The organism is Lachnotalea glycerini, from assembly GCF_003201285.1.
Taxonomy (GTDB): Bacteria; Bacillota; Clostridia; order Lachnospirales; family Lachnospiraceae; genus Lachnotalea; species Lachnotalea glycerini.
The window spans coordinates 126,105-151,762 of the sequence record NZ_QICS01000006.1 but is presented as its reverse complement, the minus strand read 5'-3'; the positions used below and the strand labels follow the sequence as shown (position 1 = coordinate 151,762).

Below are 25,658 nucleotides of genomic sequence, written 5' to 3'. Positions count from 1 at the left end.
TCCTCCTTTTTATACTAAATCATTTTTAGTAATTTAAAAACTTCTTCCTTTCTTGCCAACTGATTGGAAAAAGCGCTTGCACTTCCAGTCGCAACACCCATTTTAAAAGCATATTGGTAAAGGTTTGTCGTATTTTTATATCCCATTTGTTCCAAATAACCAGCCAAAAAGCCTGCAACCATGGAATCTCCCGCTCCAACTGAATTTACTACTTGACCCTTTGGTGCCTTACTCGCTAAAATATCACCGTTTTCACTAAGGAATATAGCTCCATCCCCTGCCATTGAAATCAAAACATTTCTTGCTCCTTTTTCTTGAAGCTTTTTGGCATAATAAATAATTTCTTCATTCTCTTTTAACTCAACATCAAATATTTCACCCAACTCATGATGGTTTGGCTTGATTAAAAAGGGCTTTTTTTCTAATACGTTTACCAGTAATTTCTTGGTCGCATCTACTACCACTCGTACCTTTTTACTTTGTACGCGTTCCATAATATCGCAATATATGGTTGTGGAAACACAGCTAGGTATACTTCCCGCCAGCACAAGAATATCTTCTTGTTTTAACTGATCAAGCTGATCAAAAAGCTGATTCATATGTGCGGCTTCAATAATGGGACCAATCCCATTAATATCTGTTTCTTCCTTTGACTTTAGCTTGATATTGATTCTTGAATTTCCTTTTTCAATATTAATAAAATCACTATGGCAGCCCGATGCCTTTATCTGTTTTTCAATCTCTCTTCCTGTAAAGCCGGCTATAAAGCCCAGTGCAGTGCTCTCAAAGCCCAAATTATTAAGTACAATTGATACATTAATTCCTTTTCCGCCCGGAAGCATATTCTCTTTCTCAACCCGATTGACTTGTCCAGGCTTTAATTCCTCGACCCAAACTGCATAATCCAGACAGGGACTAAATGTTACAGTATAAATCATCTTCATTCACCTCCAGTACATTGGTACACTGTTTATAACTATTATCTTCCAGATTTGTTGTTATTATTTTGGATTCAGAAAATTCGGCAAAAGTAATGGGACATATTTGGTTGAATTTTGAAGAATCACTTAAAATATAACTGTCACTGCACCTATTAAATGCAGCTTTTTTTACCATTGCTTCATTAAGATCCGGCGTGGTAAATCCTATTTTCATGCTGACCCCATTTGTTCCAAAAAAACCTTTTGTAAAATTATATTTATTAAGGTTTAATATCGCTTCATTCCCTACAATAGCTTCTGTTGATGCTTTCAGTTCGCCGCCAATTAAATACACCGTGCATCCCGCCTTAATCAGCTTTCTTGCATGTGCAATGGCATTTGTAACAAAAACTGCATTTTTTTCACATAGATAGTCAATCAGATATTCTGTTGTCGTTCCTGCATCCAAATAAACAAAATCGTTTGCCCGTATGAGCGAAGCTGCATATTTTGCAATTTTTCTCTTATCATCCAAATTAAGAGTCTGCCTGGATTCCACTAAATCATCCTTCGTATTATAATTAGACCCCAATGCAATCGCACCTCCATGCACTTTAATCAAACGCCCATTTGAATGCAGGGTTGTCAAGTCGCGTCGAATTGTCGATTCGGAAGCTTCTAACTGTTCCATAAGTTCTTGAACTGTTACACTTCTTCTGTCCTCTACAATCTTAAGTATTTCCTCAAATCTTTGTTCTACTAACATTCCATACCTCCTTGACTGATTTTGATTATACGCTCACTTTCAGTCATTTTCAATCATTTTCATTCACAAATTCGACTGTCATTTTTTGTGCATTTTCTACAAAAATATTCATTTTATTCATTTTTTTTCGATTTTTTTCTTGAATTTACTTATTTTCAAGATACTAATTTTATTCTTGTTTAATGTTATCAATATTTTTCAGTCAAATTCATTCAAATATATTCAAGCACAATCTTATTATACCACATACTTTCATTTTCAAGAACACAGCGGACAAGTGCGCATTGTGTTTTTATTTCATATAGGAATCAAAGCTTTTATACATTACCACAACTAGGCTTTCCTATGAACAAAAAAAGTGTCTGCTTACAGACACTCTCGCAAGGCGCACTCTTCCATTTTTTTGTATATCCATAGCGTATTCCTCTTATGACATTTTTCAAATCATAACAAGAATTCTGCCAACACACAATTACTCAAATCAATACCCTTTTCTGTAAGGCAGATTCTATCTCCATTTATATCAAGTAGATTGTCCTTGACTAATTGAGCACTACATGTCCCATAAATACTTTGATATGTTACATCAAACAACTCCTCAAATTGCTTGATGCTTACTCCATTTATCATTCGAAGCCCCAGAAACATAAATTCCTCCATTTCTTCTTGCTTCGATAATTGGTGTATTTCCTGATGTAAATGTTCCCAATTGTCGTCTGCGCCTTTCAAATAATCCTGCATATTGTTAACATTCGAAAACCTTGTATGGTTAATAAAAGAAGCTCCTCCCAGTCCAAATCCAATATATTCCACTCTTCTCCAGTAACCTACATTATGTTTACATTCAAATCCTTTTTTACAATAATTCGAGATTTCATATCGATGATAACCTGCCGCTTCTAATATGCTTTTTGTATTATAATACATTAGCCTTTCCTCTTCTTCTGATGGCAGTTTTAAGATATTTTGCTTCCATTTATCGTAGAATTTGGTTCCCTCTTCTATCATAAGACTGTATGCTGACAGGTGTTCTGGTGAAAGTTTTATTGCTTTCTCTAATACCTTATTCCAGCTTTCTACTGTTTGTCTTGGTATCGCTGACATTAAGTCGATATTAATGTTGCTGAACCCTATTTTTCTTGCAAGCCAATAATTTTCGAGAAATTCTTCGTAAGTATGGATTCTTCCAAGCTCTCGTAACTCCTCGTTATTGATAGACTGAAGTCCTAAACTGATACGGTTAACACCTGCCTCTTGATATGCTTTAAGCTTGTTGTTTGTGGCTGTTCCCGGATTTACCTCAATTGTAATTTCTACATTTGAATCAATTTCAAATCTTTTATATACACTTTTAAGTACTAGAGCTATTTCCTCTCCCTCCAGAATGGAAGGGGTACCTCCTCCTATAAATATGGTTTTGACAATATAATTCTTCGCCTCTTTCCCCATAAGATTTATCTCTTCTATTTCTCTTATTAATGCCGGAACATAATTTACATTAAGCTGCGGAAAGGATAAAAAATCGCAATAATCACATTTTTTAACACAAAATGGAATATGAATGTAAATTTCTAACTCTTGTTTTTCCATAATTTTCTCCACTCATTTATAATGTTGTCATCAACCAACACGTTCTAAACAAAAAGCCTTTGAAACGGTTTTTCGTTTCGAGCCGTTGAAAAGGACGAATTCCCAATAATGAAAGTATTCGTCCTTTTTATTTTAGTCTTTGTCCAATTTCAGTACACTCATGAATGCTTTTTGCGGTATTTCTACATTTCCTACCTGTCGCATTCTCTTTTTACCTTCTTTTTGTTTCTCTAGCAGCTTACGCTTTCTTGATATATCTCCGCCATAGCATTTAGCAAGTACATCCTTTCTCATTGCCTTTACGGTTTCTCTTGCAATGACCTTGCTTCCAATTGCAGCCTGAATCGGGATTTCAAATAATTGTCTTGGAATTTCATCCTTTAACTTTTCACACATTTTTCTCCCGCGCTCATATGCTGTATCTGCATGGATAATAAAAGATAGTGCATCTACCTCTTCTTTATTAATTAAAATATCCAGCTTAACAAGCTCAGACCTCTCATAACCTTTCATTTCATAATCAAAAGAGGCATAACCTTTGGAACGTGATTTTAAAGCATCAAAAAAATCATAAATAATTTCATTCAACGGAAGATCATAGCGTAGCAATGCTCTTGTCTCTTCCATATATTCCATTCCATAATATATACCGCGTCTTTCCTGACACAAGTCCATAATTTGTCCTATAAATTCAGTCGTCACCATAATTTCAGCACTGACTACTGGTTCCTCCATATATGATATTACAGACGGTTCCGGCAAGTTAGACGGATTTGTCAGCTCTATCATTTCTCCATTTGTCTTATAAACTTTATAAATAACACCGGGAGCAGTTGTAACAATGTCTAAATTATATTCTCTTTCTAATCTTTCTTGGATAATTTCAAGATGCAGCAGTCCCAAAAAGCCGCATCGAAAACCAAAGCCCAGTGCAATGGATGTCTCGGCCTCAAATTGTAAAGCGGCATCGTTTAGCTGAAGTTTTTCCAATGCATCTCTCAAATCTGGATATTTTGCTCCATCTGCCGGGTACATTCCACAATAGACCATTGGATTTACTTTTTTATAACCCGGCAACGGCTGATTACAAGGATTATGATAATCGGTTACGGTATCCCCCACTCTTGTATCTTTCACATTTTTAAGGCTTGCTGTAATATAGCCAACCATTCCAGCAGTCAGCTCATCACTTGGAATAAATTGACCTGCTCCAAAATATCCCACCTCTACAACTTCTGCTGTTGCCTTTGTAGCCATCATTTTAATGGTACTTCCTTTTGAAACTCTACCTTCTTTGATACGGCAAAATACAATAACCCCCTTATAGGAATCATATAATGAATCGAATATAAGTGCCTTAAGCGGTGCATTGACATCCCCCACTGGTGCAGGAATTTTTTCCACGATCTGCTTTAATACTTGTTCACAATTTAAGCCCGTCTTTGCCGAAATCAATGGTGCATCCTGTGCTTCTATCCCAATAACATCTTCAATTTCATTAATGACGCGCTCAGGATCTGCACTTGGTAAATCTATTTTATTAATGACCGGAAATACATCTAAATTATGGTCTAGAGCCAAATATACATTGGCCAAAGTCTGAGCCTCAATTCCCTGCGCGGCATCTACAACTAATATCGCCCCATCGCAGGCTGCAAGACTTCTTGAAACCTCATAATTAAAATCGACATGTCCGGGAGTATCAATCAAATTAAAGATATACTCTTCCCCATTATCGGCTTTATATATTACACGAACCGACTGTGCCTTAATCGTGATTCCTCGTTCTCTTTCCAAGTCCATGTTATCCAAAACCTGTGCCTGCATCTCTCTGCTTGTTAACAAACCTGTCATTTCAATAATACGGTCAGCCAGTGTTGATTTTCCATGATCAATATGTGCAATGATACAAAAATTTCTAATTTTACTTTGGTCTATTACTGACATTCATTTTCTCCTTAACATAAGCGTTACTGTAGCAATTGTAGCATATTAAAAAGCATTATTCAATTCCCTTCCAACACTTTATTAATGATATCCGCCAACGGCTCCATAGCATTTTTAGCCTCCTCTACCGTATTGGTTTGACCTCCAATCTCAATTAAGGTTGCCCGTGGCATTAAATGCAGATTGTAACGATATCCTTTTAAGTAAATTTTCCTTGTAACATTAGGGTAAAGCTTCATTGCTTGCAGTTGCATCTGAAAGGAAAATGCTAAATTGTCCTCAATATATGGATTGTACAAATATTCTATATTTCCCACCTTCGTATTATAACTTAACCCATTAAAGAACATAAACTGGGCAGTCGGTTTTCCATTCACATCCGTCACCAGATGTGTATTTTCATTGATTCCATCCCGATGAAGATCAATCACCACTTGAATCGATGGATTTTCCTGTAATATTCGCTTTATATCCGGCTCTGCTAATGTAAATGCGTAATTTCTGTCTATCTTACCGTTTACCATATCATAGGTGGAGGAATTATGTATCACGTTATAACCATATGTACCTGCCAAAATCTCAGCCAGATATTCTCCCACACCAACAATTGTTGTGCTGGCATCTCCCTCTATCGAGTCAACAAAAGCCTCTTGCGAGTGCGTATGATAAATCAATATCTGAGGCACACTTGTGTCTTTTTGGATTGTCATATCCCTTTCTAACATATTTTTAGCATTAATTCGTTCACTATCTACCGAGGTGGTAGAATCCACAGAATAAAACGTATTTTTTAAAAAGTCAAAATCAGCCAGCTTTTCAAGTGAATATTCCGTACCGGTAATCGCAGTGACAGTACCCTGATTTACAGCTTTTGCACTGTTTCCCTCTTCCTGCTGAGCCGTTTGCTGTTCTGTATTTTCATTCGTATTCGTTTCATTTACTAATGTTTCATCCGAAGAATCCAAGGAATCAGAATTTGTGTTACTACTATTATTTTCCCGCTCTATATATTGTGCATTTTCTTCTGCAACTAGCTCTCCTGCACTGTTTATTGCTTCACCTGTTTCCTGATTGATATAATTTTCATCTGTCGCTTCTGCTGCTATTATCATTTCATATGTATATTCACTGTCTGCGGATGTTTCATAGCCGTTATTTTCATCAAAATATTTTAAAATCGGATAATCTTCTAAGACCTCATTTATGATTGCTTGTGTTACCGTATTCTTTTCCTTATCAGCAATGCTGCTAGTTACTGACGGCATATACATATTCATTACATCTTTTCCGACCGCACCGGTAAAATTGTTGATAACGTTATTCAAGGGATTTTCCATGCCATTAAATACTATCACAGAAAATCCCCTGACACATACATAAATTCCCAATAAAACAATTACAGTCCATACGAACGTATACAATCTCTTTTTGAAATTCTTCATTCTCATCACTCCAAATATATGGTAGGTGTTGTGCTGTGAAATGCATGGTAATCATTCATTCCTTAAAGTATATTCAGAGAAAGGAAATTTATTCTGTCTGTTTATTTTATTTTTAGGATAATGCTATATTTAATCCTTCTGAAATGGTATAGCCTAACAGTTTAATTGTCTCATCAATATCCTTTGGTGTGACAAACATTCCATTTAAATGAGGTGATATAATCTCTCTTATTAACTGATATTTTTCATTGCTATCAAATGTTTTTAATGTTCCTCCAATAGCTTTTAATTCCTTTGTCTGCTCCATTGCATCAATTAAGTTCTCCATTGTGTCATTGACAATCGTTGCCGCATCTACTACAGTTGGTATTCCAATTGCAATAACCGGAATATTTAAGCTTTCTTTATTAAGACCATTTCTATGATTACCCACTCCTGAGCCTGGATTGATACCGGTATCTGTTATCTGTATGGTTCGATTCAGCCTTTTTGTACTTCTTGCGGCCAGAGCGTCGATGGCGATTACATAATCAGGCTTTGTTTCTTCTACAACCCCCTTTATGATTTCTAATGTCTCCATACCTGTTTGCGCCATAACTCCCGGTATGATTCCGCTAATGATATTGACTTTATTTTTTCCATACGCTTCTTTTCCATACTCTTTCACAACGTGTCTTGTTATTAATAAATTTTCAACTACATTCGGTCCTAACGAGTCAGGCGTCACCTCTCTGTTACCAAGTCCAACTACTAATACAGCAATCTCTTTTTCGATTGGTATTATTTTTTTTAATTGCTCCGCCAGCTCCTTTGATATTTCTCTATGATAGTCTTCATCTGGAACCACCATATTAGGCGCTTCTAGTGTAATATAAGTTCCCATTGGTTTACCCATTGCCTTTGCACCGTTTTTGGTTTCTATGACTACTCTTGTTATTTTAATGTCTGAATCCTCTTTATATTTTTCATCAATTATAACACCACGAATCTCAACATTATCTTCCTCAAAGCTTTCCTTGGCCTCCACGGCTAAGTCTGTACGAATCATAAACTTTTCTGTTCCATTCTCTCCCATATTCTCCACTACCTTTCTGTACATTTTCATCTATGCCTATCATTCCCCAAAATTGGTTGATTATGTATCTCAGCTTCTTATAATAATAAAAGAAAAAATACTCTAAAGAACAACAACGATGCGTTGAACCAAAGGGCATTTTTAAGAACTATACTTATTATATTATGAACTACCACCCTGCAAAAAATGTGGTGAATTTTTCATGGTTTTTGGAAATACACTTGACATAGCACTCATAATCCGATAATATATATTAGTGTGTTTACATTAGCACGTCCGTGTCCGGCTAATGATGTAAATGCCTACTTTGAAAATTAAGAAGTTGAAAATAGATTTTATTTTCATTTCATAACAACCATTAAACAACATTAATAATAATCGGAGGTGCCTAAATTGGCTAATATTAAATCTGCAAAAAAAAGAATTTTAGTAAACAGAACTAAGACCGAAAGAAATAAAGCTATTAAATCCAAAGTTAAAACATCTATCAAGAAAGTAGATGCTGCCATTACTGCAAACGATAAGGGTGTTGCTACAGCAGCTTTAGCTGAAGCAATTTCAACTATTGACAAAGCTACTACAAAAGGTGTTTATCATAAAAATACGTCATCAAGAAAAATTTCTCGTTTAACAAAAGCTGTTAACGCAATTCAATAAGTAAGAAAAACACCAATCCCGTCAGTTGGTGTTTTTTTATTTCATAGAAAAGACCTTATTGTGGTAACGTATAAAAGCTTTGATTCCTATGAAATAAAAACATAATGCGCACGTATACAAGTGGAAAATGACACTGATAAGGGGATATATCAAACGATATATCCCCTTATCAGTATTCTATGTACTTTTTATAATTTAAACGCTGATACAGCATTTTCCAAATCTGCTGCTAAATCTGCCAATACAACTGCGGTTGCAGACACTTCTTCCAGATTAGCCGTTTGCTCCGTTACAGTACTTGAAATATCCGATGTTACCGTAACATTCTCTCCCGTTTTAATATCTATCTGTTTCATATTATCTGCTACATTAGCAATCGTACTTGATAATTCTTCAATCTCAGTAATAATATCCTTAATATCCTTATTAACGATCTCTGTTCCCTGTTTAATCTCAGCAAAACTCTTGCTCGTCATATCTGCCAATATATTTCCTTTTTTTAATTGATCGAGTCCTTCTGACATTTTACTACTCATGTTATTCGCATCTACCTGCACTTCTGTAATGATGGAACCAATTCTTGCCGCTGCTGTTTGTGAATCCTCAGCCAGTTTTCTAATTTCAGACGCTACTACTGCAAAACCTCGTCCCGCTTCTCCTGCTCTTGCAGCTTCTATACTTGCATTAAGTGAAAGCAAATTCGTCTGTGATGCTATTTCCGTAATTGAATTCAATATCGCATTCATTTCTTTCGTACTGTCGCTCAGTTTCGTTGCAACGCTGGCAACCTGATCCATAACATTATTAACATTTGATAACTGTCTTACATATTGATCAATATTGTCATTTCCCTTTTCAGCCATCTGCATGGATTGGTCTGCTCTGTTTTCAATTCTATCAGCACTTTGAGTGATTTTTCCGGAAATATTTTCCATCTCGTATACGCGATTCATGGCACTGTCTGATTCAGACTTTTGCTCATTCATTCGCAATGACATCGCATCAATTGCTTCTGAAATTCTAACACTGCCATTTGTGTTTTCAGTAACGCTTTCGGTAACAACCTTGGTAGAATTTTCTATTTCCTGACTCATAGAATATACTTTTCTAATAATATCTTTTAAACTATTGCTCATTTCGTTAAAAGCATCTGCCAAATCCTTTATTTCATCTCTCGAATTAACTGCAACCTCTTTGGCCGTTAAATCCCCGCTTGCCATAATTTGCATCTGTTCCTTTAAACTATGTATTGGTTTTGTTATATTTTTAGCAAGAATAATTACTAAAAATATGGATAATGCTGTAACCAATGCAACCACAATTATAATTACAACAATAATATGAACAAAAGATGCCTGGATTTCTTCTTTCAAGGTTTCACTTCTTATCAGCTCACTGTCTGTTAAAATAGAAACCTCATCCTGTATATATCCGGCTACATCTCTTAAATAGTATATAGAATCAAAAGCTTTTGAATCTAGTTGCCCAAGTGCCGCCAATTCATTTGCCTTTATTTCATATGTAGAATATAGACGTTTTATCGTTTCAATTGCATTTCTGCTTTCTTTATTCTCGGGAATATTCTCGATATTTGCATCTGTATCAGAAATCGCCTTTGATATCACTGTAAGCCTATCGGGAATATTAGCGTCCGCTGAATTCTTATTCTGAGTACATAAAGAAAGTAAATCCGATGGTATTAAAGCACAATTCTCTTTTATAGAATTAATGGTTGTTACATTTTCAATTACATTTTCAAGTTTTGAAGTAAAGCTGACTGCATTTACTCCTAAAATAATTAATGCAATTGTCATAGTTATTAGTATAAATGATGAAGTATATACAATTTTTCTTCCTATTGTCTTTGGTGTTATAGCATTTAAAAAACTATTCTTTCTTTGACTTCTTGTATTATCCTTTATCTTCTTCTTACCTTTTTTCTTTTTAAGGGTTGTACTATCAATGTTCTCTTCATCCTGCCGTATCATATTTTTCCTCATGAAATTTTTTGTCAACCTTAGCTTGCCTTTAGCTTTCATAAAAAGACCTCCATTAATTTTCTTCCTTGGTTTGTGTCAATCTTACAAATATATGAATTTATTATAGCAAATTGTGGTAATATATACAAGTTATTTCATTACTTTTACTTTTTTTGATATATATAATCACTATAATAATATTAGTAATACGATATGAAATTGACATAACATTTTATCAGATAATTCAATGACACATTAAAAAGGCAGGAATTATATTACCTGCCCAAATGTCTTATTCAGTCTCAGTAGATGAATCTTCATCACCAACAATTTTAACCAATCCGCTATTTAATTCTTCAACCGCTATGGATAGAGGTTTCTTACCTTTTGCATCTACAAGAGGCTCTTCGCCACCTATGATCTGTCTTGCTCTTTTAGAGGTTGCAAGCACGATCGAATATCTGCTGTTTACGACCGGTTGTTCACCCGCTTCTACCTCACTGTTTACTACTCTCATTAAGTCTGTGTATGATGGATGTAACATTTTAATATACTCCTTTCAAAAGCTCTTTAACTCTTCTCTGATTTGCTCAATTTTACTTATATTTCTAGATGCTCTGCTATGCTCACCTTGTATGATATTATGAGTATGTACAATGCATTCATCTAAATCATCATTAACAATCAAATAATCATACTGCTCAATTCCTTCTGCTTCCTGCGTTGCTCTTCTAAGTCTGCACTGTATTGTTTCAAAATCTTCGGTTCCTCTTCCAACCAGCCTTTGCTTTAACACGGTGGCATTTGGCGGAGTAACAAACAGTAATAAAGTATCAGGAAACTTTTCTTTTACCTTAAGCGCACCCTGAATTTCTATTTCCAAAATTACATCTTTTCCGCTGTCGAGCTGACTATCTACATATTCCTTTGGCGTTCCATAGAAATTACCAACATATTGAGCATACTCAATCAACTTATTATTGTCAATCATATTCATGAATTCTTCTCTGGTTTTAAAGAAATATTCAACGCCATTCTCTTCCCCTGCTCTTGGCTTTCTTGTAGTAGCCGAAATTGAAAATGCATAATTTGTATATCTGCTCATCAATCCCTTAACAAGAGTCCCTTTTCCTGCACCTGAAAAGCCTGATATAACTATTAAGATACCTTTCCTATCCATTATTGTCACCTTTCATCGTTATTAAACCTGCCAGCTATTGTCTCAGGCTGCAATGCTGACAATATAATATATTCATCCTCCGTTATGATTACTGAACGTGTTCTTCTTCCCTGTGTAGCATCAACAGTTAACCCCTTATCCTTTGCACTTTGTATCATTCTCTTAATCGGAGCGGCTTCGGGGTTAATGACTGCTACTATTTTATTTGTATTTACAACATTTCCAAATCCAACGTTTATTAAACCTGCCAAATTTCATCACCTTTAATTTTATTCTATATTCTGTATCTGCTCTCTAACCTTTTCAATCTCTGTCTTTAAATTAATTGCTCTGTTGGAAATTTGTATATCATTTGCCTTGGATAATATCGTATTAGCCTCTCTGTTCATTTCTTGTGCAATAAAGTCTAATTTTCTTCCCATATTACCACCAGCACATAATGTATCTTTTGTATTCATTATGTGGCTTTTTAATCTTACAATTTCTTCATCCACACATATTTTGTCTGCAAATAAAACGACTTCTGCTGCAATCCTGCTTTCCTCTATGCCTGATTCATTTAGCAGTTCCTTTACACGCTCATTAAGCTTTTCCCGATATTCCATAATAATCTCAGGTGAACGTTCTTCAATATACGCTACATCCTTAAGCATTGTGTTAAGCTTCTCAATTAAATCCTGTTTTAAATTCTCTCCCTCCACAAGTCTTGCATCTGCCAAATTCTTAGCTGCAGTCGAAACTGTTTTCTCTATCAGCTTCCACAATTCCTCCTCATCAAGCGATTGCTCCTCCATTATTAAAACTTCCGGGTATTTTGACAAGGTAACTGCACTTATTTCTCCATTCAGTTCAAATTCTTCTGAAATCTTATTGATATACTTAAGGTACTCTGCCGCTAAATCATAATTATACTTTAAAGATATTTTATTTTCTGATAAATCCTCATATGTAAAAAATATATCCACTTTACCTCTCTGGATATAATTCTTCAACACATTTCGAATTCCTGCTTCAAAAATATTTAACTTCTTTGGCATCTTTATATTAATATCTAAGTATCTATGATTTACTGCCTTCATCTCTACAGTCAGCTTGCGGACTCCATCAGATTCTTCACATCTGCCAAAGCCCGTCATACTTTTTATCATCTTATCACTCTCTTTATCTTATTTGCAATACAGTATACTATGTCTTATTGCACACTCATCAAATTATTATAATTCATTTGACCTCCAACGTCAACATATCAAATACCATAGTTTTGTTTTTATGTAAATTATTTAGAGAAAGACTTGCAAATTACATATTTTACTGTAAAATAGGTAGAGAAAGTTATTTGAAACATATATGATAAATAAGAAAGGTTTACAAAATGATTAGTGCAAATAATGTAACATTAAGAATCGGAAAAAAAGCTTTATTTGAAGACGTTAATATTAAATTTACAGAAGGAAATTGTTATGGTCTGATTGGTGCCAATGGTGCCGGTAAATCTACATTTCTCAAAATTTTATCGGGACAAATAGAACCCTCCAAAGGTGATGTTATCATTACTTCCGGGCAAAGGCTGTCTTTCCTCCAACAAGATCACTTTAAATTTGACGATTTTGCAGTTCTTGATACAGTTATTATGGGAAATGCAAGACTATATGAGATTATGAAAGAAAAAGAGCAGATTTATGCCAAAGAGGACTTTACAGAAGAGGACGGCATAAAAGCCAGTGAACTTGAAGGTGAATTTGCAACAATGAACGGTTGGGAAGCGGAATCAGATGCCGCAACCTTACTCAACGGTCTTGGTATTGCAACAGATCTTCATTATAAATTTATGAAAGACTTAAACGGCAGTGAAAAAGTAAAAGTATTACTGGCACAGGCTTTATTTGGAAATCCTGATATTCTTCTATTAGATGAGCCTACCAATCATTTGGATTTAGATGCAATTGCATGGCTTGAGGAATTTTTAATTAACTTTGAAAACACTGTGATCGTAGTATCTCATGATCGTTATTTTTTAAATAAAGTTTGTACACATACTGCCGATATCGATTATGCTAAGATTCAGCTTTATGCTGGTAACTATGATTTTTGGTATGAATCCAGCCAGCTTATTGTAAAGCAAATGAAAGAAGCCAATAAGAAAAAGGAAGATAAAATCAAGGAATTACAAGACTTTATTTCCAGATTTAGTGCAAACGCCTCTAAGTCAAAGCAGGCAACCTCAAGAAAGAAAGCGCTTGAAAAAATCGAATTGGATGACATTAGACCATCCAGCAGGAAATATCCCTATATTGATTTCAGACCATCTCGGGAAATTGGCAATGAAGTACTTACGGTTGAGAATCTGTCAAAAACAATTGATGGTGAGAAGATACTTGATAATATTTCATTTATTGCAAACAAAGAAGATAAAATTGCTTTTGTTGGCAGCAATGAACTTGCAAAAACCACATTATTTAAAATATTAGCGGGAGAAATGGAACCAGACGAGGGAAATTATAAGTGGGGAATTACCGTAACAACTTCCTACTTTCCCAAGGATAGTACTTCTGAATTTAATAATGAGCTCACTATTGTCGACTGGCTTACACAGTTTTCAGAGGAAAAAGATGTTACCTATGTTCGTGGTTTTCTAGGCAGAATGCTTTTTGCCGGTGATGACGGTGTGAAAAAGGTTAAGGTATTATCTGGTGGCGAAAAGGTTCGCTGTCTTTTATCAAAACTCATGATTTCAGGTGCGAATGCATTAATGCTTGATGAGCCAACAAACCATCTGGATATGGAGTCGATCACAGCTCTAAATAATGGAATGATTAAGTTCCCTGGTGTTTTATTTTTTGCTTCACATGACCATCAGTTTATACAGACTACTGCAAATCGTATTATGGAAATATTACCGGGCGGAAAACTGTTAGACAAGATAACCACTTACGATGAATATCTGGAAAGCGATGAAATGGCAAGAAAACGTCAGGTTTATACTGCTGATAAGGAAGAGGATGAAAATTAAACTGAAGCTATGAATAAAAAAATCAAACAAATACTTGCTATGGTTGGTGTTATATTCTTAGTCGGACTTTATGTAATGACATTTATATTTGCACTCATTAAATCACCAAACTCCACCAATCTATTTAAGGCATCGTTTTATGCTACGATCGTGATTCCAATATTAATATATGCATATAAATTAATATTTAACTATCTTAAGAAAAAATAACTAGTTATTAAAAAAGGCCTAAGAAGCATATTCACTATGCTGCTTAAGCCTTTTATATATACTATTTCCATGAAATCACGAAACTTTTCTCTCCATATTTATAAGGAAAAAGCTACTTCATAGGATGGTTCATTGGATATATTTAATATATGATTGAGAGCTCTAGGAATTTTAATGATTTTTTTATAACTCATAATAACTTTATCACAGCTTAAGCAATCAAACATCTGAATGCTTTCATCCAATAAACCGGCTGTCTGATCCACAGCTCTTTTGATATCTTCATTAAATACAATGCAAAACTTTCCTGGTCTGTCATATACTACTCTTCTATATTCCATTACAGTAGCCAGTTCCAAATGATTAATGGTAAGATATAAATAAAATTCTCTCATTAATGATTTCTTACTGTTTTTCAACCATTCAATGTCTTTTTCTAATATTTTGCTGCATTCTTCTTTAGTTAAATTAACAAATGCTTTATAAATTACTCCATTTTGCCTGCTCTTTTTCTCTAAATAATATGTACTTAACTCATCTAATCTCATACATAAACTAAAAATAGGTTTGTTTTCAATATTTTCATCCTTAGAGCTTTTATATCTGTTTTCTACAAACTTAACTTTCCTTATTGCTGTTTCTCTTCCATCCCTTTTATATTTTTCCTGTATTTTCTCTCTTATCCTGTCATAATCATCGTAATTAATTACATTATTTTCTTCGTTATACATTACGTACTTCATAAATAGCCTCCATTCATACTAATCTAACAATATGCAGGAAAGTTTTTCAAACATCCTACAAGTTACAGTATATTCAAATGCCTCTATATTCATTCCAAATTTGTTACTTTTTAATATTATTTTCTTAATATGATTATATTATAATATCAATCTATGAAGACTTCGTGACTAACTTTTGACGTTTTTATTAAAATTGTCTGAATATCTTATTTAATTCTTGCACTGCATTGTCTCTCGTAGTGAAATGAATACTATGGATTCCTAATTTTTGTGCAGCCTCTATGTTATTTATATTATCATCCAAGAAAACGGCCTCTTCCGATTTAATATTATACTTATCCAACAGCAAATGAAATATTTCTTCTTCTGGCTTTATCTTCTTTACTTCAAATGAAAATAATGCTCCATCACAGACCTCTAAAAAGTCAAGCTGCTTCTTCGATAAATCATATGTTCTTCTTGGATAATTTGATAATATATAAATCTTATATCCTTTTTTCTTTAACTCCTGAATCCATGGTTTTGTATAATCATATGTGGCAACCGTATTTCCGATATTTTGAAATACTTCAGCTATTTCCTTTTCATATTCTGGCGCATTGCGAATAAAGGAGGACAGTATTTCTTCATCAGATAAAAGACTTCGGTCAAACTCATTCCATTCTTTGCTTTGTACCATAGCTTTAGATACTGCCTCCTTTACTTCCTTCGTAAAGTCAAATTCCTCAATAAAATCGTGCCACCTAAAATTCACAAGTACCATTCCTAAATCAAATATAATCGTGTTAATCATTCCTGCACCTCACCTTTATATGTATTCTTAATCCTATTCTCATAACTCTATTTACAGATAAATCTGTTGTTTCTTACATCATTTATTTTCTTTTACATTAACAAAGGCAGACAATTTTTACTGTCCGCCTTCGTAATCATTTATCTGCTTCTATAAATAATGTCATCTCTTCCTGGTCCGTTTGAAATTAATGTGATTGGAAATCCGAGTCTTTCCTCAATAAATTCAATATATTTTCTACAATTTTCCGGCAAATCTTCGTATTTTTTAATTCCTCGTATTTCTGTTTTCCATCCTGGTAATACTTCCAGTACCGGCTTCGCCTTTTCTAACTGTGCTGTAGTAGGAAAATCTGTTATTACCTTACCATCAATCTCATATCCCGTACATATCGGAATTTCATTTAAATATCCTAATACATCCACTACTGTAAATGCTACGTCTGTAGCTCCCTGCATTCTACAGCCATATTTAGATGCCACTATATCAAACCATCCCATACGTCTTGGACGACCTGTTGTAGCTCCATATTCACCACCATCTCCGCCGCGTTTTCTTAATTCATCCGCCTCATCACCAAATATTTCACTGACAAAAGCACCTGCACCAACTGCACTTGAATATGCCTTGCAAACTGTAATAATCTGCTTAATTTCATATGGAGCAATTCCCGCTCCGATAGCACCGTATGCAGCAAGTGTTGATGATGAAGTAACCATTGGATAAATACCATGATCTGGGTCCTTTAAAGAGCCTAACTGTCCTTCTAATAAAACATTCTTTCCTTGCTTAATTGCATTCCATAAATATAAAGATACATCACATACATAAGGAGCCACCATATCCTTGTATTTCATTAATTCCTCGAAAATTTCATCTGTATTTAAAACCGGCTTATGATATAAATGTTCTAATAACACGTTTTTCGTTTCACAAACCCGTTCTATTTTTTCTCTTAGTGAATCTGCCTCAAATAGTTCACATACCTGAAAACCAATTTTTGCATATTTATCTGAATAAAATGGTGCGATTCCTGATTTGGTAGAACCAAAGGATTTGCCACCCAGTCTTTCTTCCTCATATTGATCCAAAAGAATATGATATGGCATCACTATTTGTGCCCGATCGGATACTAAAATCTTTGGAGCCGGAACGCCACGTTCTACAATTCCTTGTATCTCCTTAAATAAAAGTGGTATATTAAGAGCAACACCATTTCCTATCACACTTGTAGTATGACCATAGAAAACTCCTGATGGAAGTGTATGTAATGCAAACTTTCCATAATCATTGATAATGGTATGACCTGCATTTGCCCCTCCTTGAAATCTTACGATAATATCAGCCTCTTTCGCGAGCATATCGGTAATCTTTCCTTTGCCTTCATCTCCCCAATTTGCTCCAACTACTGCTTTAACCATAATATATCCTCCTAACATTTCACATTACATATTTGCTTTTGCAAAGCTTATTTAACCTAACGATTTGATTATACTACAATCATTTTCATAAGTAAAATCAATATCTTTTATATTAGATATAACGTATACTTATGTTCTAATTTGAAATCATATCCATAAATTTTTGTGCTGCTGAGGATAATGGATTATTTTCATCCATAGCAATACAAAAATTTCTTTTTGGAATTACTTCATTGAATTTTAACTCAATTAATTCTCCATTCTCAATGTATTTCCTTGCAAAATCCCTAACCACACTTGCAATCCCCAAATTTCTCAACGCAAACTGAACAATAATTTCACTGGTTGCCAATTCAAACTCAGGATTTAATACTACATTTCTATTCAGCAGATACGCATCCACATAGGTTCTTGTACTTGTATTACCCTCCAGACAGATGATAGGAAGTGTTTCAAGCTGGCTGTATTCCAATTTTTTATCCTTTAAATAGCGAAATTTAGAACCTGCAACAAAACTATCTTCTATTTCCTTTACAGCTCGAATCTGTATACCCGACCTATGAACAATCGGAGAACTGACTACTCCAAAATCAATTCTGCCTTCTTGCAGTATATTTAGTGTTTCCGGGGTTGGACCATTTGTAACCGTCACTTTTATCTTGGGATATTGCTCATGAAATTGTTCCAATATAGGTAAAAGATAAAATTGCAATGTCATATCACTAGCTCCGATTCGGATTTCGCCATATTGCAAATTCAGCATTTCCTTTACCTTATTTTCCCCTAAAGTAATGTATTCATACCCTCTTTTAATATAAGAAAATAAAACCTCTCCCTCTGATGTAAAACGAACTCCCTTAGAAGTTCGTATAAAAAGCGGTGCTCCAATCGCTTTCTCAAGCTGCTTGATTGACTGGCTGACTGCAGGCTGCGATATTGCCAGTTGCTCTGCTGCCTTAGATATACTCTTAAGAATACCGACATAATAAAATATTTTATAATAATCTAAATTAATATCCATGATTACACCTGTTTCGTCTTTCCTTGTTCTTTCTTTATTATCACATATTTCATTTTATATTTCAAATAGAGAAAACAATTCTATTTTAATCAAATTTGATTGAAATATTCTGATAAAAAAACTATAATTAAATACAGTACCAATATCTCATTTATTATATAATTTTTAGTATTGATACATAATCTATTTGATAAAGGAGTTAACATTATGAATAAACAAGTAACGATTGAAAAAAGAAAAGGAATTAAATTATTAGTCAGAATGCTGTTAATTATAATTGTACCACTTATCATTCTATCTATCGTCTCCATCATTTCAAGTACCCTTAGAATGCTTTCTCTTTCTGATAATCTTATTAAACATGAATTAAATGCTGGCGTATACTCGCTTAAATCCATTACCGCTTCATTTGGTGATGGTGATTACACCTACACAAATGGCGTTTTATATAAAGGCGGAAAAGATATCTCGGATATTTTAAATATTTTGGATGATTTCAAAAATAATACTGAAATGGACTGCACCATATTTATGAGTGATACTCGTGCAGCAACAAGCCTAAAGAGCTCAGACGGCAGCCGTATTGTTGGAACAAAAGCAGGCGATAATGTAATTGAAACCGTTCTTAATAATGGCAAGGAATATTATGATTCCGATATCGTAATTAATGGAACTGCATATTGCGGTTATTATGCTCCTCTTTATCAGCCAAGCAGCAACGAAATTGTAGGTATGTTGTTTGCAGGTATTCCTCGTACCGAAGCAATTGGAACTGTCCAGAAAAATATCTATGAAAATATGATAATCGATATTATTGTATTAGTTATATCATTAATTTCCGGCATTTTCTTTATTGGACTAATTGTAAAGGCCATACGTAATATTGTTACACATGTAAATAAAGTGGCAAATGGAGAGTTGGATGAAGATGTACAAAATAAATTATTGAAGCGCAAAGATGAAGTAGGTGATATGTCACGTTCTTTGCAGTCATTGATTCATTCCTTTACCGATATATTACATAAAATCCTATCTACTTCTGATTCTCTGGCTGATTTTTCAACCAGCTTTAAAGCTTCCTTTCTTTCAATAAGTGAAGCTATTAGCAATATAAATACTGCAATAGATGAAATAGCAAATGGCGCAACCTCTCAGGCAAGTGAAACACAAAATGCCAATAGTGAAGTATTAAATATGGGAAATGCCATTGATCATACCTACTTAAATGTCGAGGTACTCACTACAAGTGCCAAGAAAATGGTGGACTATAATGGCACTGCCAATACCACTCTTACCGAACTATTTGACATCAGTCAAAAAACAAAGGAATCTGTTGATACTGTTCAAGATCAGACTAACATAACGAACGAATCTGCTATTCAGATTCAAGCAGCTACGGATTTGATTGCAGACATTGCCAGTCAGACTAATTTGCTTTCATTAAATGCCAGCATAGAAGCAGCCAGAGCAGGTGAACATGGACGAGGATTTGCCGTTGTCGCGGAAGAAATCAGAGTTTTGGCAGATCAATCGCATGACTCAGCCAATAAAATTGCAACTATTGTAAATACCTTGATTAATAATTCAAATACAAGTGTTAAAACGATGAATCATGTTGCCGATATGATTGCTTCTCAAAATGAAAAGCTTGATAATACAAGGGAAATGTTTACTTCCTTAGACTCGGAAATTAAAGAAGTTAATGTAGCAATTAATAAAATCACTTCTGAAATCGACCATTTGGCAAGCCTAAAGGAAAATGTCTTAAACAGTGTTGAAAGCCTTGCCGCTATCGCCGAAGAAAATGCTGCAAGCACAGAAGAAACCTCTGCATCTATGATAGAGCTAAGTAAAATTGTAACTGATTGTACGGATGCAACCAATGACATTGTCACACTATCCTCTGACCTTGCTGCAAATACCAAACAGTTTCGTTTAAACCAGCAGCATGCTGCAAAAGAACTTAAGATAGAAGAATAAAGTAGTGAGCGCCCTATGGATTGTGGGGCGCTCATATTATAATCTTGGCAGTTAAATTTGAATAATGAATGAATAACAGCACCGTTAATTATTTACTTTAGTATCAAAATAATATTTATCTAAAATAGTCTTTGCCTCATCAGAAATAAGAAAATGTATAAAGTCAAGTGCCGCCTCTTCTTCCAAACGGTCTGCTTCTTTATTTTGAATCTGTGCAACAGGATAGAAAACATCTCCTGTAAGCTCATTGGGAATTTTTTCTAGTATTATTAACTTATCATCATAACCATATGTATCTGAATAATAAAGCGTTCCAACTTCATTTAAACCTTCTGACACTGCTGCTATTACTGCACCAACGTTTGCGCATTCATTAATCTGTATGCCTCCTAGGATTTCTGAAATTTCTGCGGTTGTTATTGCCGAAGCATCCTCACATTTTGGAAGTATTGCGGAGGAAGCCATAGCCTGTCTTGTATATATTCCTACGGGCACTAAACTATCTGCTAATGCAAGACTGGAAGCCTTTGCCAAATCGGATATCCCTGTAACACTAGTATTGCTTCCGTTGTAAGTTACAACACAAACCTGATTATTAACAACATTAAATCTCGTCTCTTCCAATATCAAGCTATCCCCTTGTAGCTGATCCATCTGTTTTTGATCATCAGAAAAAAATACATCACAAGCTGCCCCTTCCTCAATCCGTGTCATCAATGCACCTGCGTTTTCATAGTCTCCAATGATTTTTACGTTTGGTTGGATTTCGTTGTATGCCACGATCAATTCTTCCATAACGGCATTTAAGCTTTTTGCTGCAAACAGTGTAACAGTCGTCTTACTTTCTTTCGTTGTGTTTGTATCGCTTTTACAGCCTACCAACATAGCTGCTGTCATAGCAGTCATTAACAACACAATTAATCCCTTCTTTTTCATATAAAAGTCCCCCTTTTGCTTCTGTAATTACAAAGATAATAAACACATTAAATTCTATCACTAATTATTCTATAAAGGTAGTCTTTTTTGATAATTTATATGGTAAATTCACACTTTATATTAAGAATCACGAATGATAAAACATAACACAAAAAATTCCGTGACAAAAATCACGGAATTTTTTTAATGAATGTTCAATATTAGTTCTTACATTTTTTCAATGTGAAATTATAAATCACAACATTTAGCTGAGTAAGAAACCGATTCAACTAAACATTGATTGTAGCTTTGATTCCCAATATTTCCTTATTTGCTTCTAATACCGGATTTACTACATTTTCAAGAAATGTCTCTACTTGCTCTTTAGAGCGTCCTGTATATTTAGCCGGATCCATTGTCTGATTAAGCTCTTCTATTGTCATATTAAAGGCAGGATCCGCAGCAATCAGCTCTAAAAGATTATTTTCCAAACCATTTACCTTAACATTCTTACCTGCTTCCATTGACAGCTCTCTAATTCTTTCATGAAGTTCCTGCCTGTCTCCGCCTGCTTTTACCGCATCCATCATAATATTTTCCGTTGCCATAAAAGGAAGTTCAGAACGTAAACGCTTTTCAATTACCTTAGGATAAACCACTAAACCGTCTACTACATTTAAGCAAAGATCCAAAATTCCATCAATTGCCAAAAAGCCTTCCGGAATACTAAGTCTCTTATTCGCAGAATCGTCCAAGGTTCTTTCAAACCACTGCGTCGCTGAAGTAATCGCAGGATTAAGAGCATCTATCATGACATATCTTGACAGAGAAGCTATTCTTTCACTTCTCATTGGATTTCTCTTATATGCCATTGCAGATGAGCCAATCTGATTCTTTTCAAATGGCTCTTCCACCTCTTTTAAATGCTGTAATAAGCGGATATCGTTTGACATCTTATGGGCGCTTAATGCGATTCCTGATAAAATATTTAGCACTCTGGCATCTACCTTACGTGAATAGGTTTGTCCTGAAACTGCATAACACTCTTGGAAGCCTAATTTTTTTGCTATCATTGGATCTATTTTATCAATTGTTTCGTGATTCCCATCAAATAATTCCAAAAAACTTGCCTGCGTACCGGTTGTTCCCTTGGAACCTAACAGTTTGAGACTTTTAAGTACATATTCCAAATCCTCAAAATCCATCATAAATTCCTGTAACCACAGTGTGGCTCTCTTTCCTACCGTAGTAGGCTGGGCAGGCTGAAAATGTGTAAACGCAAGCGTTGGCAGAGCTTTATATTCCTCTGCGAACTTAGCAAGCTCTGCGATCACATTGATTAATTTTGTACGAACCAGCTTTAGCGCCTCTGCCATAACAATAATATCTGTATTGTCACCGACATAGCATGAGGTAGCTCCTAAATGAATAATTCCCTTTGCCTTAGGACACTGTACTCCATATGCATATACATGTGACATTACATCATGTCTGACAAGTGCTTCTCTTTCCTTTGCAACGTCATAATTAATATCATCCTTATGCGCTTTTAATTCCTCAATTTGCTCATCCGTGATATTCAGTCCTAATTCTTTTTCCGTTTCGGCTAACGCAATCCATAACCTTCTCCATGTTCGAAATTTCATATCTGGAGAAAAGATATACTGCATTTTTTTACTCGCATATCTTTCTGATAATGGACTTTGGTATCTATCTGTCATACTCTTAACTCCTTGGCTTATTATTTTTGATATTCTCCGCGAATATCCTCAGTTGGCGGATTCATAGGATATTTACCTGTAAAGCAACCATTGCAGATTGGCAGTTTATCTACCATCTCGCTTAATCTCTCAATTCTTAAATAACCTAAGCTATCAGCTCCAATAACCTTTCTTATATCATCTACTGTTCGGTTATATGCAATGAGCTGCTCTCTGCTAGGTATATCCGTTCCAAAATAACAAGGAAATAAAAAAGGTGGGGAACTGACTCTTACATGAACCTCTTTTGCTCCTGCTTCCTTTAACATGCTTACAATTCTATCACTGGTTGTTCCGCGTACAATGGAATCATCAATCATGATGACTCTTTTTCCTTTTACTGCCTCTGCCAAAACATTCAGCTTAATTCTTACACTTGATTCTCTGTTGCTTTGCTTGGGTTTAATAAAAGTACGACCTACATAACCGTTTTTCACAAACGCTGTTCCATAGGGAATCCCTGATTGAAGAGAATAGCCAAGCGCTGCTGCATTTCCTGATTCAGGCACTCCAACAACTAAATCTGCCTCTACCGGCGAATCCATGGCTAAGAATTTACCTGCCAAAATTCTGGAATGATATACACTGATTCCATCAATATGACTATCTGGTCTGGCAAAATAAATATATTCAAAAATACATCTAGCCTCTTTTTCCTTTGATTTACACATACTTGTATCAGAAAAAATACCCTCCGGTGTAATAGTAACAACCTCTCCAGGTAATATATCACGTATAAACTGTGCACCCACTGTTTCTAGCGCACAGGTTTCCGATGTAATAATATAAGAATTATCTCTTTTCCCAATACATAGTGGCTTAAAGCCATAAGAATCTCTTGCTCCAATTAGCTTTCTTGGGCTCATAACAATTAACGAATATGCCCCCTGAATCTTTTTCATTGCCCGGACAACTGCTTCTTCAACTGATTTGGTATTCAGTCTCTCTCTCGCAATATGATAGGCAATTACCTCGGAATCAATTGTTGTCTGAAATATAGCACCGGTGTACTCTAACTCATGTCTTAACTGAGGTGCATTAATTAAATTACCGTTATGTGCCAATGCCAGAGTCCCTTTTACATAATTTAAAACCAATGGCTGTGCATTTTCTCTCGTGCTGCTTCCCGCAGTTGAATAACGAACATGACCCACGCCAATATCACCATTCATACCTTCTAAGCTTTCAGGAGTAAATACCTCATTTACCAATCCCATTCCTTTGTAGGAGCTTACCTTACCCTTTGGCCCTTCCGTTTCGCTTACAGCTATACCGCAGCTTTCCTGCCCTCTGTGCTGTAAAGCAAAAAGACCATAATATATCGTGGACGCAACATTTCCACCGTCAAAATCATACATACCGAAAACGCCGCATTCTTCGTGTAATTCGTCTGTTATGTCATACTGCTCATGTATATTATTACTCATTGAATTTCCTTTCTAACATGTAGTAGTCTGCCAGGTTCAAATCTCCTGCAATTTGAAAGCATAGGAAATTTAAAAACCTCCTATGCTATCAATTATTTAATTCCAAGTCTCGCAAATACTTCCTTATAGGCATCTTCTACATTACCCAAATCTCTTCTGAAGCGATCCTTGTCCAATTTTTCATTTGTTTCTAAGTCCCACAATCTACATGTATCAGGTGAAATCTCGTCAGCTAAAATAATCTGACCTTTATATCTTCCAAACTCCACCTTAAAATCAATCAGTCTCATGCCAAGCTTTTCAAAATACTTGCACAAAAAGCTGTTTACTTTAAATACAAGCTCTGTAATTTTATCTATTTCGTCTTTTGTTGCTAAACCAAGTGCCAAAGCATAGTAATCGTTAATAAAAGGATCTCCAAGCTCATCATTCTTATAGCTGAATTCCAGTGTAGGTGAAAACAATTTAGTTCCTTCTTCAATTCCCAGTTTTTTCGAAAAGCTTCCGGCAGCAACGTTTCTTACGATTACTTCCAATGGTACGATTTCAACCTTTTTTACTGCTGTCTCTCTATCACTAAGCTCTTTCACCAAATGAGTAGGCACGCCTTCTTTTTCCAATAGAGCAAAAAGATGATTGGTCATTTTATTATTAATTACACCTTTACCCACAATCGTTCCCTTTTTCAAGCCGTTAAAAGCTGTTGCATCATCCTTATAATCAACAATCAGTACATCCTCGACATCGGTTGAATAAACCTTTTTTGCCTTTCCTTCATAAAGCATTTCTAACTTTTTCATTGGTTGCCACCTGTCCTTCTTG

General features: G+C 35.0%; 22 protein-coding genes. 3 read left to right on the top strand and 19 right to left on the bottom strand.

The window, feature by feature from the left end; genetic code table 11:
• Nucleotides 1-14 precede the first annotated feature (14 nt).
• The 6 genes from pfkB to gpr all read right to left on the bottom strand — a co-directional run bounded on the left by pfkB (nucleotide 15) and on the right by gpr (nucleotide 7,770).
• The gene (gene pfkB, locus C8E03_RS12840; protein WP_094376651.1) at nucleotides 15-938 is read right to left on the bottom strand and encodes a 1-phosphofructokinase; all 924 of its coding nucleotides are present in this window, start codon (nucleotides 936-938) and stop codon (nucleotides 15-17) included.
• Entirely contained in the window at nucleotides 916-1,686 is a 771-nt protein-coding gene (locus C8E03_RS12835; RefSeq protein ID WP_094376650.1) for a DeoR/GlpR family DNA-binding transcription regulator, read from the bottom strand. The genes pfkB and C8E03_RS12835 overlap by 23 nt, the downstream gene beginning before the upstream one ends.
• 444 nt (nucleotides 1,687-2,130) lie before the next feature.
• Nucleotides 2,131-3,276, bottom strand: a complete 1,146-nt coding sequence (gene hemW, locus C8E03_RS12830; protein ID WP_094376649.1) for a radical SAM family heme chaperone HemW — start codon at nucleotides 3,274-3,276, stop codon at nucleotides 2,131-2,133.
• Nucleotides 3,277-3,408: 132 nt separating this feature from the next.
• On the bottom strand, nucleotides 3,409-5,223 hold the full coding sequence (gene lepA, locus C8E03_RS12825) for a translation elongation factor 4 (RefSeq protein ID WP_094376648.1): 1,815 nt from the start codon (nucleotides 5,221-5,223) through the stop codon (nucleotides 3,409-3,411).
• A gap of 59 nt (nucleotides 5,224-5,282) precedes the next feature.
• Nucleotides 5,283-6,665, bottom strand: coding sequence for a stage II sporulation protein P (gene spoIIP / locus C8E03_RS12820; protein ID WP_242993530.1), 1,383 nt, complete (start codon nucleotides 6,663-6,665; stop codon nucleotides 5,283-5,285).
• Between the two features lie 112 nt (nucleotides 6,666-6,777).
• On the bottom strand, nucleotides 6,778-7,770 hold the full coding sequence (gene gpr / locus C8E03_RS12815) for a GPR endopeptidase (protein WP_242993528.1): 993 nt from the start codon (nucleotides 7,768-7,770) through the stop codon (nucleotides 6,778-6,780).
• A gap of 363 nt (nucleotides 7,771-8,133) precedes the next feature.
• Between gpr and rpsT the strand changes: the two genes are divergently transcribed.
• Nucleotides 8,134-8,397: a 30S ribosomal protein S20 gene (rpsT, locus tag C8E03_RS12810; RefSeq protein WP_094376647.1), complete on the top strand. Its 264-nt coding sequence runs from the start codon at nucleotides 8,134-8,136 to the stop codon at nucleotides 8,395-8,397.
• Between the two features lie 188 nt (nucleotides 8,398-8,585).
• Here the strand turns inward: rpsT and C8E03_RS12805 are convergent, their stop codons facing one another.
• The 5 genes from C8E03_RS12805 to C8E03_RS12785 form a co-directional block, all read right to left on the bottom strand.
• Entirely contained in the window at nucleotides 8,586-10,436 is a 1,851-nt protein-coding gene (locus tag C8E03_RS12805) for a methyl-accepting chemotaxis protein (RefSeq protein ID WP_110291213.1), read from the bottom strand.
• A gap of 232 nt (nucleotides 10,437-10,668) precedes the next feature.
• Nucleotides 10,669-10,920 (bottom strand): DNA-directed RNA polymerase subunit omega, encoded by a 252-nt coding sequence (gene rpoZ, locus C8E03_RS12800; protein WP_094376645.1) that lies wholly within the window; start codon nucleotides 10,918-10,920, stop codon nucleotides 10,669-10,671.
• A gap of 15 nt (nucleotides 10,921-10,935) precedes the next feature.
• The gene (gene gmk / locus C8E03_RS12795) at nucleotides 10,936-11,556 is read right to left on the bottom strand and encodes a guanylate kinase (protein WP_094376644.1); all 621 of its coding nucleotides are present in this window, start codon (nucleotides 11,554-11,556) and stop codon (nucleotides 10,936-10,938) included.
• Nucleotides 11,557-11,561: 5 nt separating this feature from the next.
• The gene (locus C8E03_RS12790) at nucleotides 11,562-11,807 is read right to left on the bottom strand and encodes a DUF370 domain-containing protein (protein WP_094376643.1); all 246 of its coding nucleotides are present in this window, start codon (nucleotides 11,805-11,807) and stop codon (nucleotides 11,562-11,564) included.
• Nucleotides 11,808-11,825: 18 nt separating this feature from the next.
• A complete protein-coding gene (locus C8E03_RS12785; RefSeq protein ID WP_094376642.1) occupies nucleotides 11,826-12,704 on the bottom strand; it encodes a YicC/YloC family endoribonuclease in 879 nt (292 codons plus the stop codon).
• 224 nt (nucleotides 12,705-12,928) lie between these two features.
• Here C8E03_RS12785 and C8E03_RS12780 point away from each other — a divergent pair, with 224 nt between their 5' ends.
• Nucleotides 12,929-14,566 carry an ABC-F family ATP-binding cassette domain-containing protein gene (locus tag C8E03_RS12780; protein ID WP_094376641.1) on the top strand — a complete coding sequence of 546 codons (1,638 nt, stop codon included), beginning with the start codon at nucleotides 12,929-12,931 and terminating at the stop codon, nucleotides 14,564-14,566.
• Nucleotides 14,567-14,874: 308 nt separating this feature from the next.
• On the opposite strand, the gene C8E03_RS12770 is transcribed toward C8E03_RS12780, so the two are convergent.
• The 4 genes from C8E03_RS12770 to C8E03_RS12755 all read right to left on the bottom strand — a co-directional run bounded on the left by C8E03_RS12770 (nucleotide 14,875) and on the right by C8E03_RS12755 (nucleotide 18,754).
• A complete protein-coding gene (locus tag C8E03_RS12770) occupies nucleotides 14,875-15,519 on the bottom strand; it encodes a VTC domain-containing protein (RefSeq protein WP_094376639.1) in 645 nt (214 codons plus the stop codon).
• Between the two features lie 187 nt (nucleotides 15,520-15,706).
• On the bottom strand, nucleotides 15,707-16,312 hold the full coding sequence (locus tag C8E03_RS12765) for an HAD family hydrolase (RefSeq protein WP_094376638.1): 606 nt from the start codon (nucleotides 16,310-16,312) through the stop codon (nucleotides 15,707-15,709).
• Nucleotides 16,313-16,452: 140 nt separating this feature from the next.
• Nucleotides 16,453-17,733, bottom strand: coding sequence for an adenylosuccinate synthase (locus C8E03_RS12760; protein WP_094376637.1), 1,281 nt, complete (start codon nucleotides 17,731-17,733; stop codon nucleotides 16,453-16,455).
• A gap of 136 nt (nucleotides 17,734-17,869) precedes the next feature.
• Entirely contained in the window at nucleotides 17,870-18,754 is an 885-nt protein-coding gene (locus C8E03_RS12755; RefSeq protein WP_094376636.1) for a LysR family transcriptional regulator, read from the bottom strand.
• Between the two features lie 207 nt (nucleotides 18,755-18,961).
• On the opposite strand from C8E03_RS12755, the gene C8E03_RS12750 reads away from it, so the two are divergent.
• Nucleotides 18,962-20,734, top strand: coding sequence for a methyl-accepting chemotaxis protein (locus tag C8E03_RS12750; protein WP_094376635.1), 1,773 nt, complete (start codon nucleotides 18,962-18,964; stop codon nucleotides 20,732-20,734).
• A gap of 84 nt (nucleotides 20,735-20,818) precedes the next feature.
• On the opposite strand, the gene modA is transcribed toward C8E03_RS12750, so the two are convergent.
• From modA to purC, 4 genes are all read right to left on the bottom strand, one after another.
• Nucleotides 20,819-21,670: a molybdate ABC transporter substrate-binding protein gene (gene modA, locus C8E03_RS12745; RefSeq protein WP_094376634.1), complete on the bottom strand. Its 852-nt coding sequence runs from the start codon at nucleotides 21,668-21,670 to the stop codon at nucleotides 20,819-20,821.
• Between the two features lie 269 nt (nucleotides 21,671-21,939).
• Complete coding sequence (gene purB, locus C8E03_RS12740) at nucleotides 21,940-23,370, bottom strand: adenylosuccinate lyase (RefSeq protein ID WP_094376633.1); 1,431 nt, start codon at nucleotides 23,368-23,370, stop codon at nucleotides 21,940-21,942.
• A gap of 20 nt (nucleotides 23,371-23,390) precedes the next feature.
• A complete protein-coding gene (gene purF / locus C8E03_RS12735; RefSeq protein WP_094376632.1) occupies nucleotides 23,391-24,836 on the bottom strand; it encodes an amidophosphoribosyltransferase in 1,446 nt (481 codons plus the stop codon).
• Nucleotides 24,837-24,928: 92 nt separating this feature from the next.
• Nucleotides 24,929-25,636 carry a phosphoribosylaminoimidazolesuccinocarboxamide synthase gene (gene purC / locus C8E03_RS12730; protein ID WP_110291212.1) on the bottom strand — a complete coding sequence of 236 codons (708 nt, stop codon included), beginning with the start codon at nucleotides 25,634-25,636 and terminating at the stop codon, nucleotides 24,929-24,931.
• Between the last annotated feature and the right edge of the window lie 22 nt (nucleotides 25,637-25,658).

Excerpts from the sequence above, each read along its gene's own strand:
- C8E03_RS12805 (WP_110291213.1), bottom strand. The coding sequence starts at position 10,436 with ATGAAAGCTAAAGGCAAGCTAAGGTTGACAAAAAATTTCATGAGGAAA.
- C8E03_RS12770 (WP_094376639.1), bottom strand. The coding sequence starts at position 15,519 with ATGAAGTACGTAATGTATAACGAAGAAAATAATGTAATTAATTACGAT.
- C8E03_RS12755 (WP_094376636.1), bottom strand. The coding sequence starts at position 18,754 with ATGGATATTAATTTAGATTATTATAAAATATTTTATTATGTCGGTATT.
- purF (WP_094376632.1), bottom strand. The coding sequence starts at position 24,836 with ATGAGTAATAATATACATGAGCAGTATGACATAACAGACGAATTACAC.
- purC (WP_110291212.1), bottom strand. The coding sequence starts at position 25,636 with ATGAAAAAGTTAGAAATGCTTTATGAAGGAAAGGCAAAAAAGGTTTAT.
- lepA (WP_094376648.1), bottom strand. The coding sequence starts at position 5,223 with ATGTCAGTAATAGACCAAAGTAAAATTAGAAATTTTTGTATCATTGCA.
- pfkB (WP_094376651.1), bottom strand. The coding sequence starts at position 938 with ATGATTTATACTGTAACATTTAGTCCCTGTCTGGATTATGCAGTTTGG.
- C8E03_RS12760 (WP_094376637.1), bottom strand. The coding sequence starts at position 17,733 with ATGGTTAAAGCAGTAGTTGGAGCAAATTGGGGAGATGAAGGCAAAGGA.
- gpr (WP_242993528.1), bottom strand. The coding sequence starts at position 7,770 with ATGAAAATGTACAGAAAGGTAGTGGAGAATATGGGAGAGAATGGAACA.
- C8E03_RS12765 (WP_094376638.1), bottom strand. The coding sequence starts at position 16,312 with ATGATTAACACGATTATATTTGATTTAGGAATGGTACTTGTGAATTTT.
- C8E03_RS12835 (WP_094376650.1), bottom strand. The coding sequence starts at position 1,686 with ATGTTAGTAGAACAAAGATTTGAGGAAATACTTAAGATTGTAGAGGAC.
- C8E03_RS12785 (WP_094376642.1), bottom strand. The coding sequence starts at position 12,704 with ATGATAAAAAGTATGACGGGCTTTGGCAGATGTGAAGAATCTGATGGA.
- purB (WP_094376633.1), bottom strand. The coding sequence starts at position 23,370 with ATGACAGATAGATACCAAAGTCCATTATCAGAAAGATATGCGAGTAAA.
- C8E03_RS12750 (WP_094376635.1), top strand. The coding sequence starts at position 18,962 with ATGAATAAACAAGTAACGATTGAAAAAAGAAAAGGAATTAAATTATTA.
- gmk (WP_094376644.1), bottom strand. The coding sequence starts at position 11,556 with ATGGATAGGAAAGGTATCTTAATAGTTATATCAGGCTTTTCAGGTGCA.
- C8E03_RS12780 (WP_094376641.1), top strand. The coding sequence starts at position 12,929 with ATGATTAGTGCAAATAATGTAACATTAAGAATCGGAAAAAAAGCTTTA.
- modA (WP_094376634.1), bottom strand. The coding sequence starts at position 21,670 with ATGAAAAAGAAGGGATTAATTGTGTTGTTAATGACTGCTATGACAGCA.
- spoIIP (WP_242993530.1), bottom strand. The coding sequence starts at position 6,665 with ATGAAGAATTTCAAAAAGAGATTGTATACGTTCGTATGGACTGTAATT.
- rpoZ (WP_094376645.1), bottom strand. The coding sequence starts at position 10,920 with ATGTTACATCCATCATACACAGACTTAATGAGAGTAGTAAACAGTGAG.
- hemW (WP_094376649.1), bottom strand. The coding sequence starts at position 3,276 with ATGGAAAAACAAGAGTTAGAAATTTACATTCATATTCCATTTTGTGTT.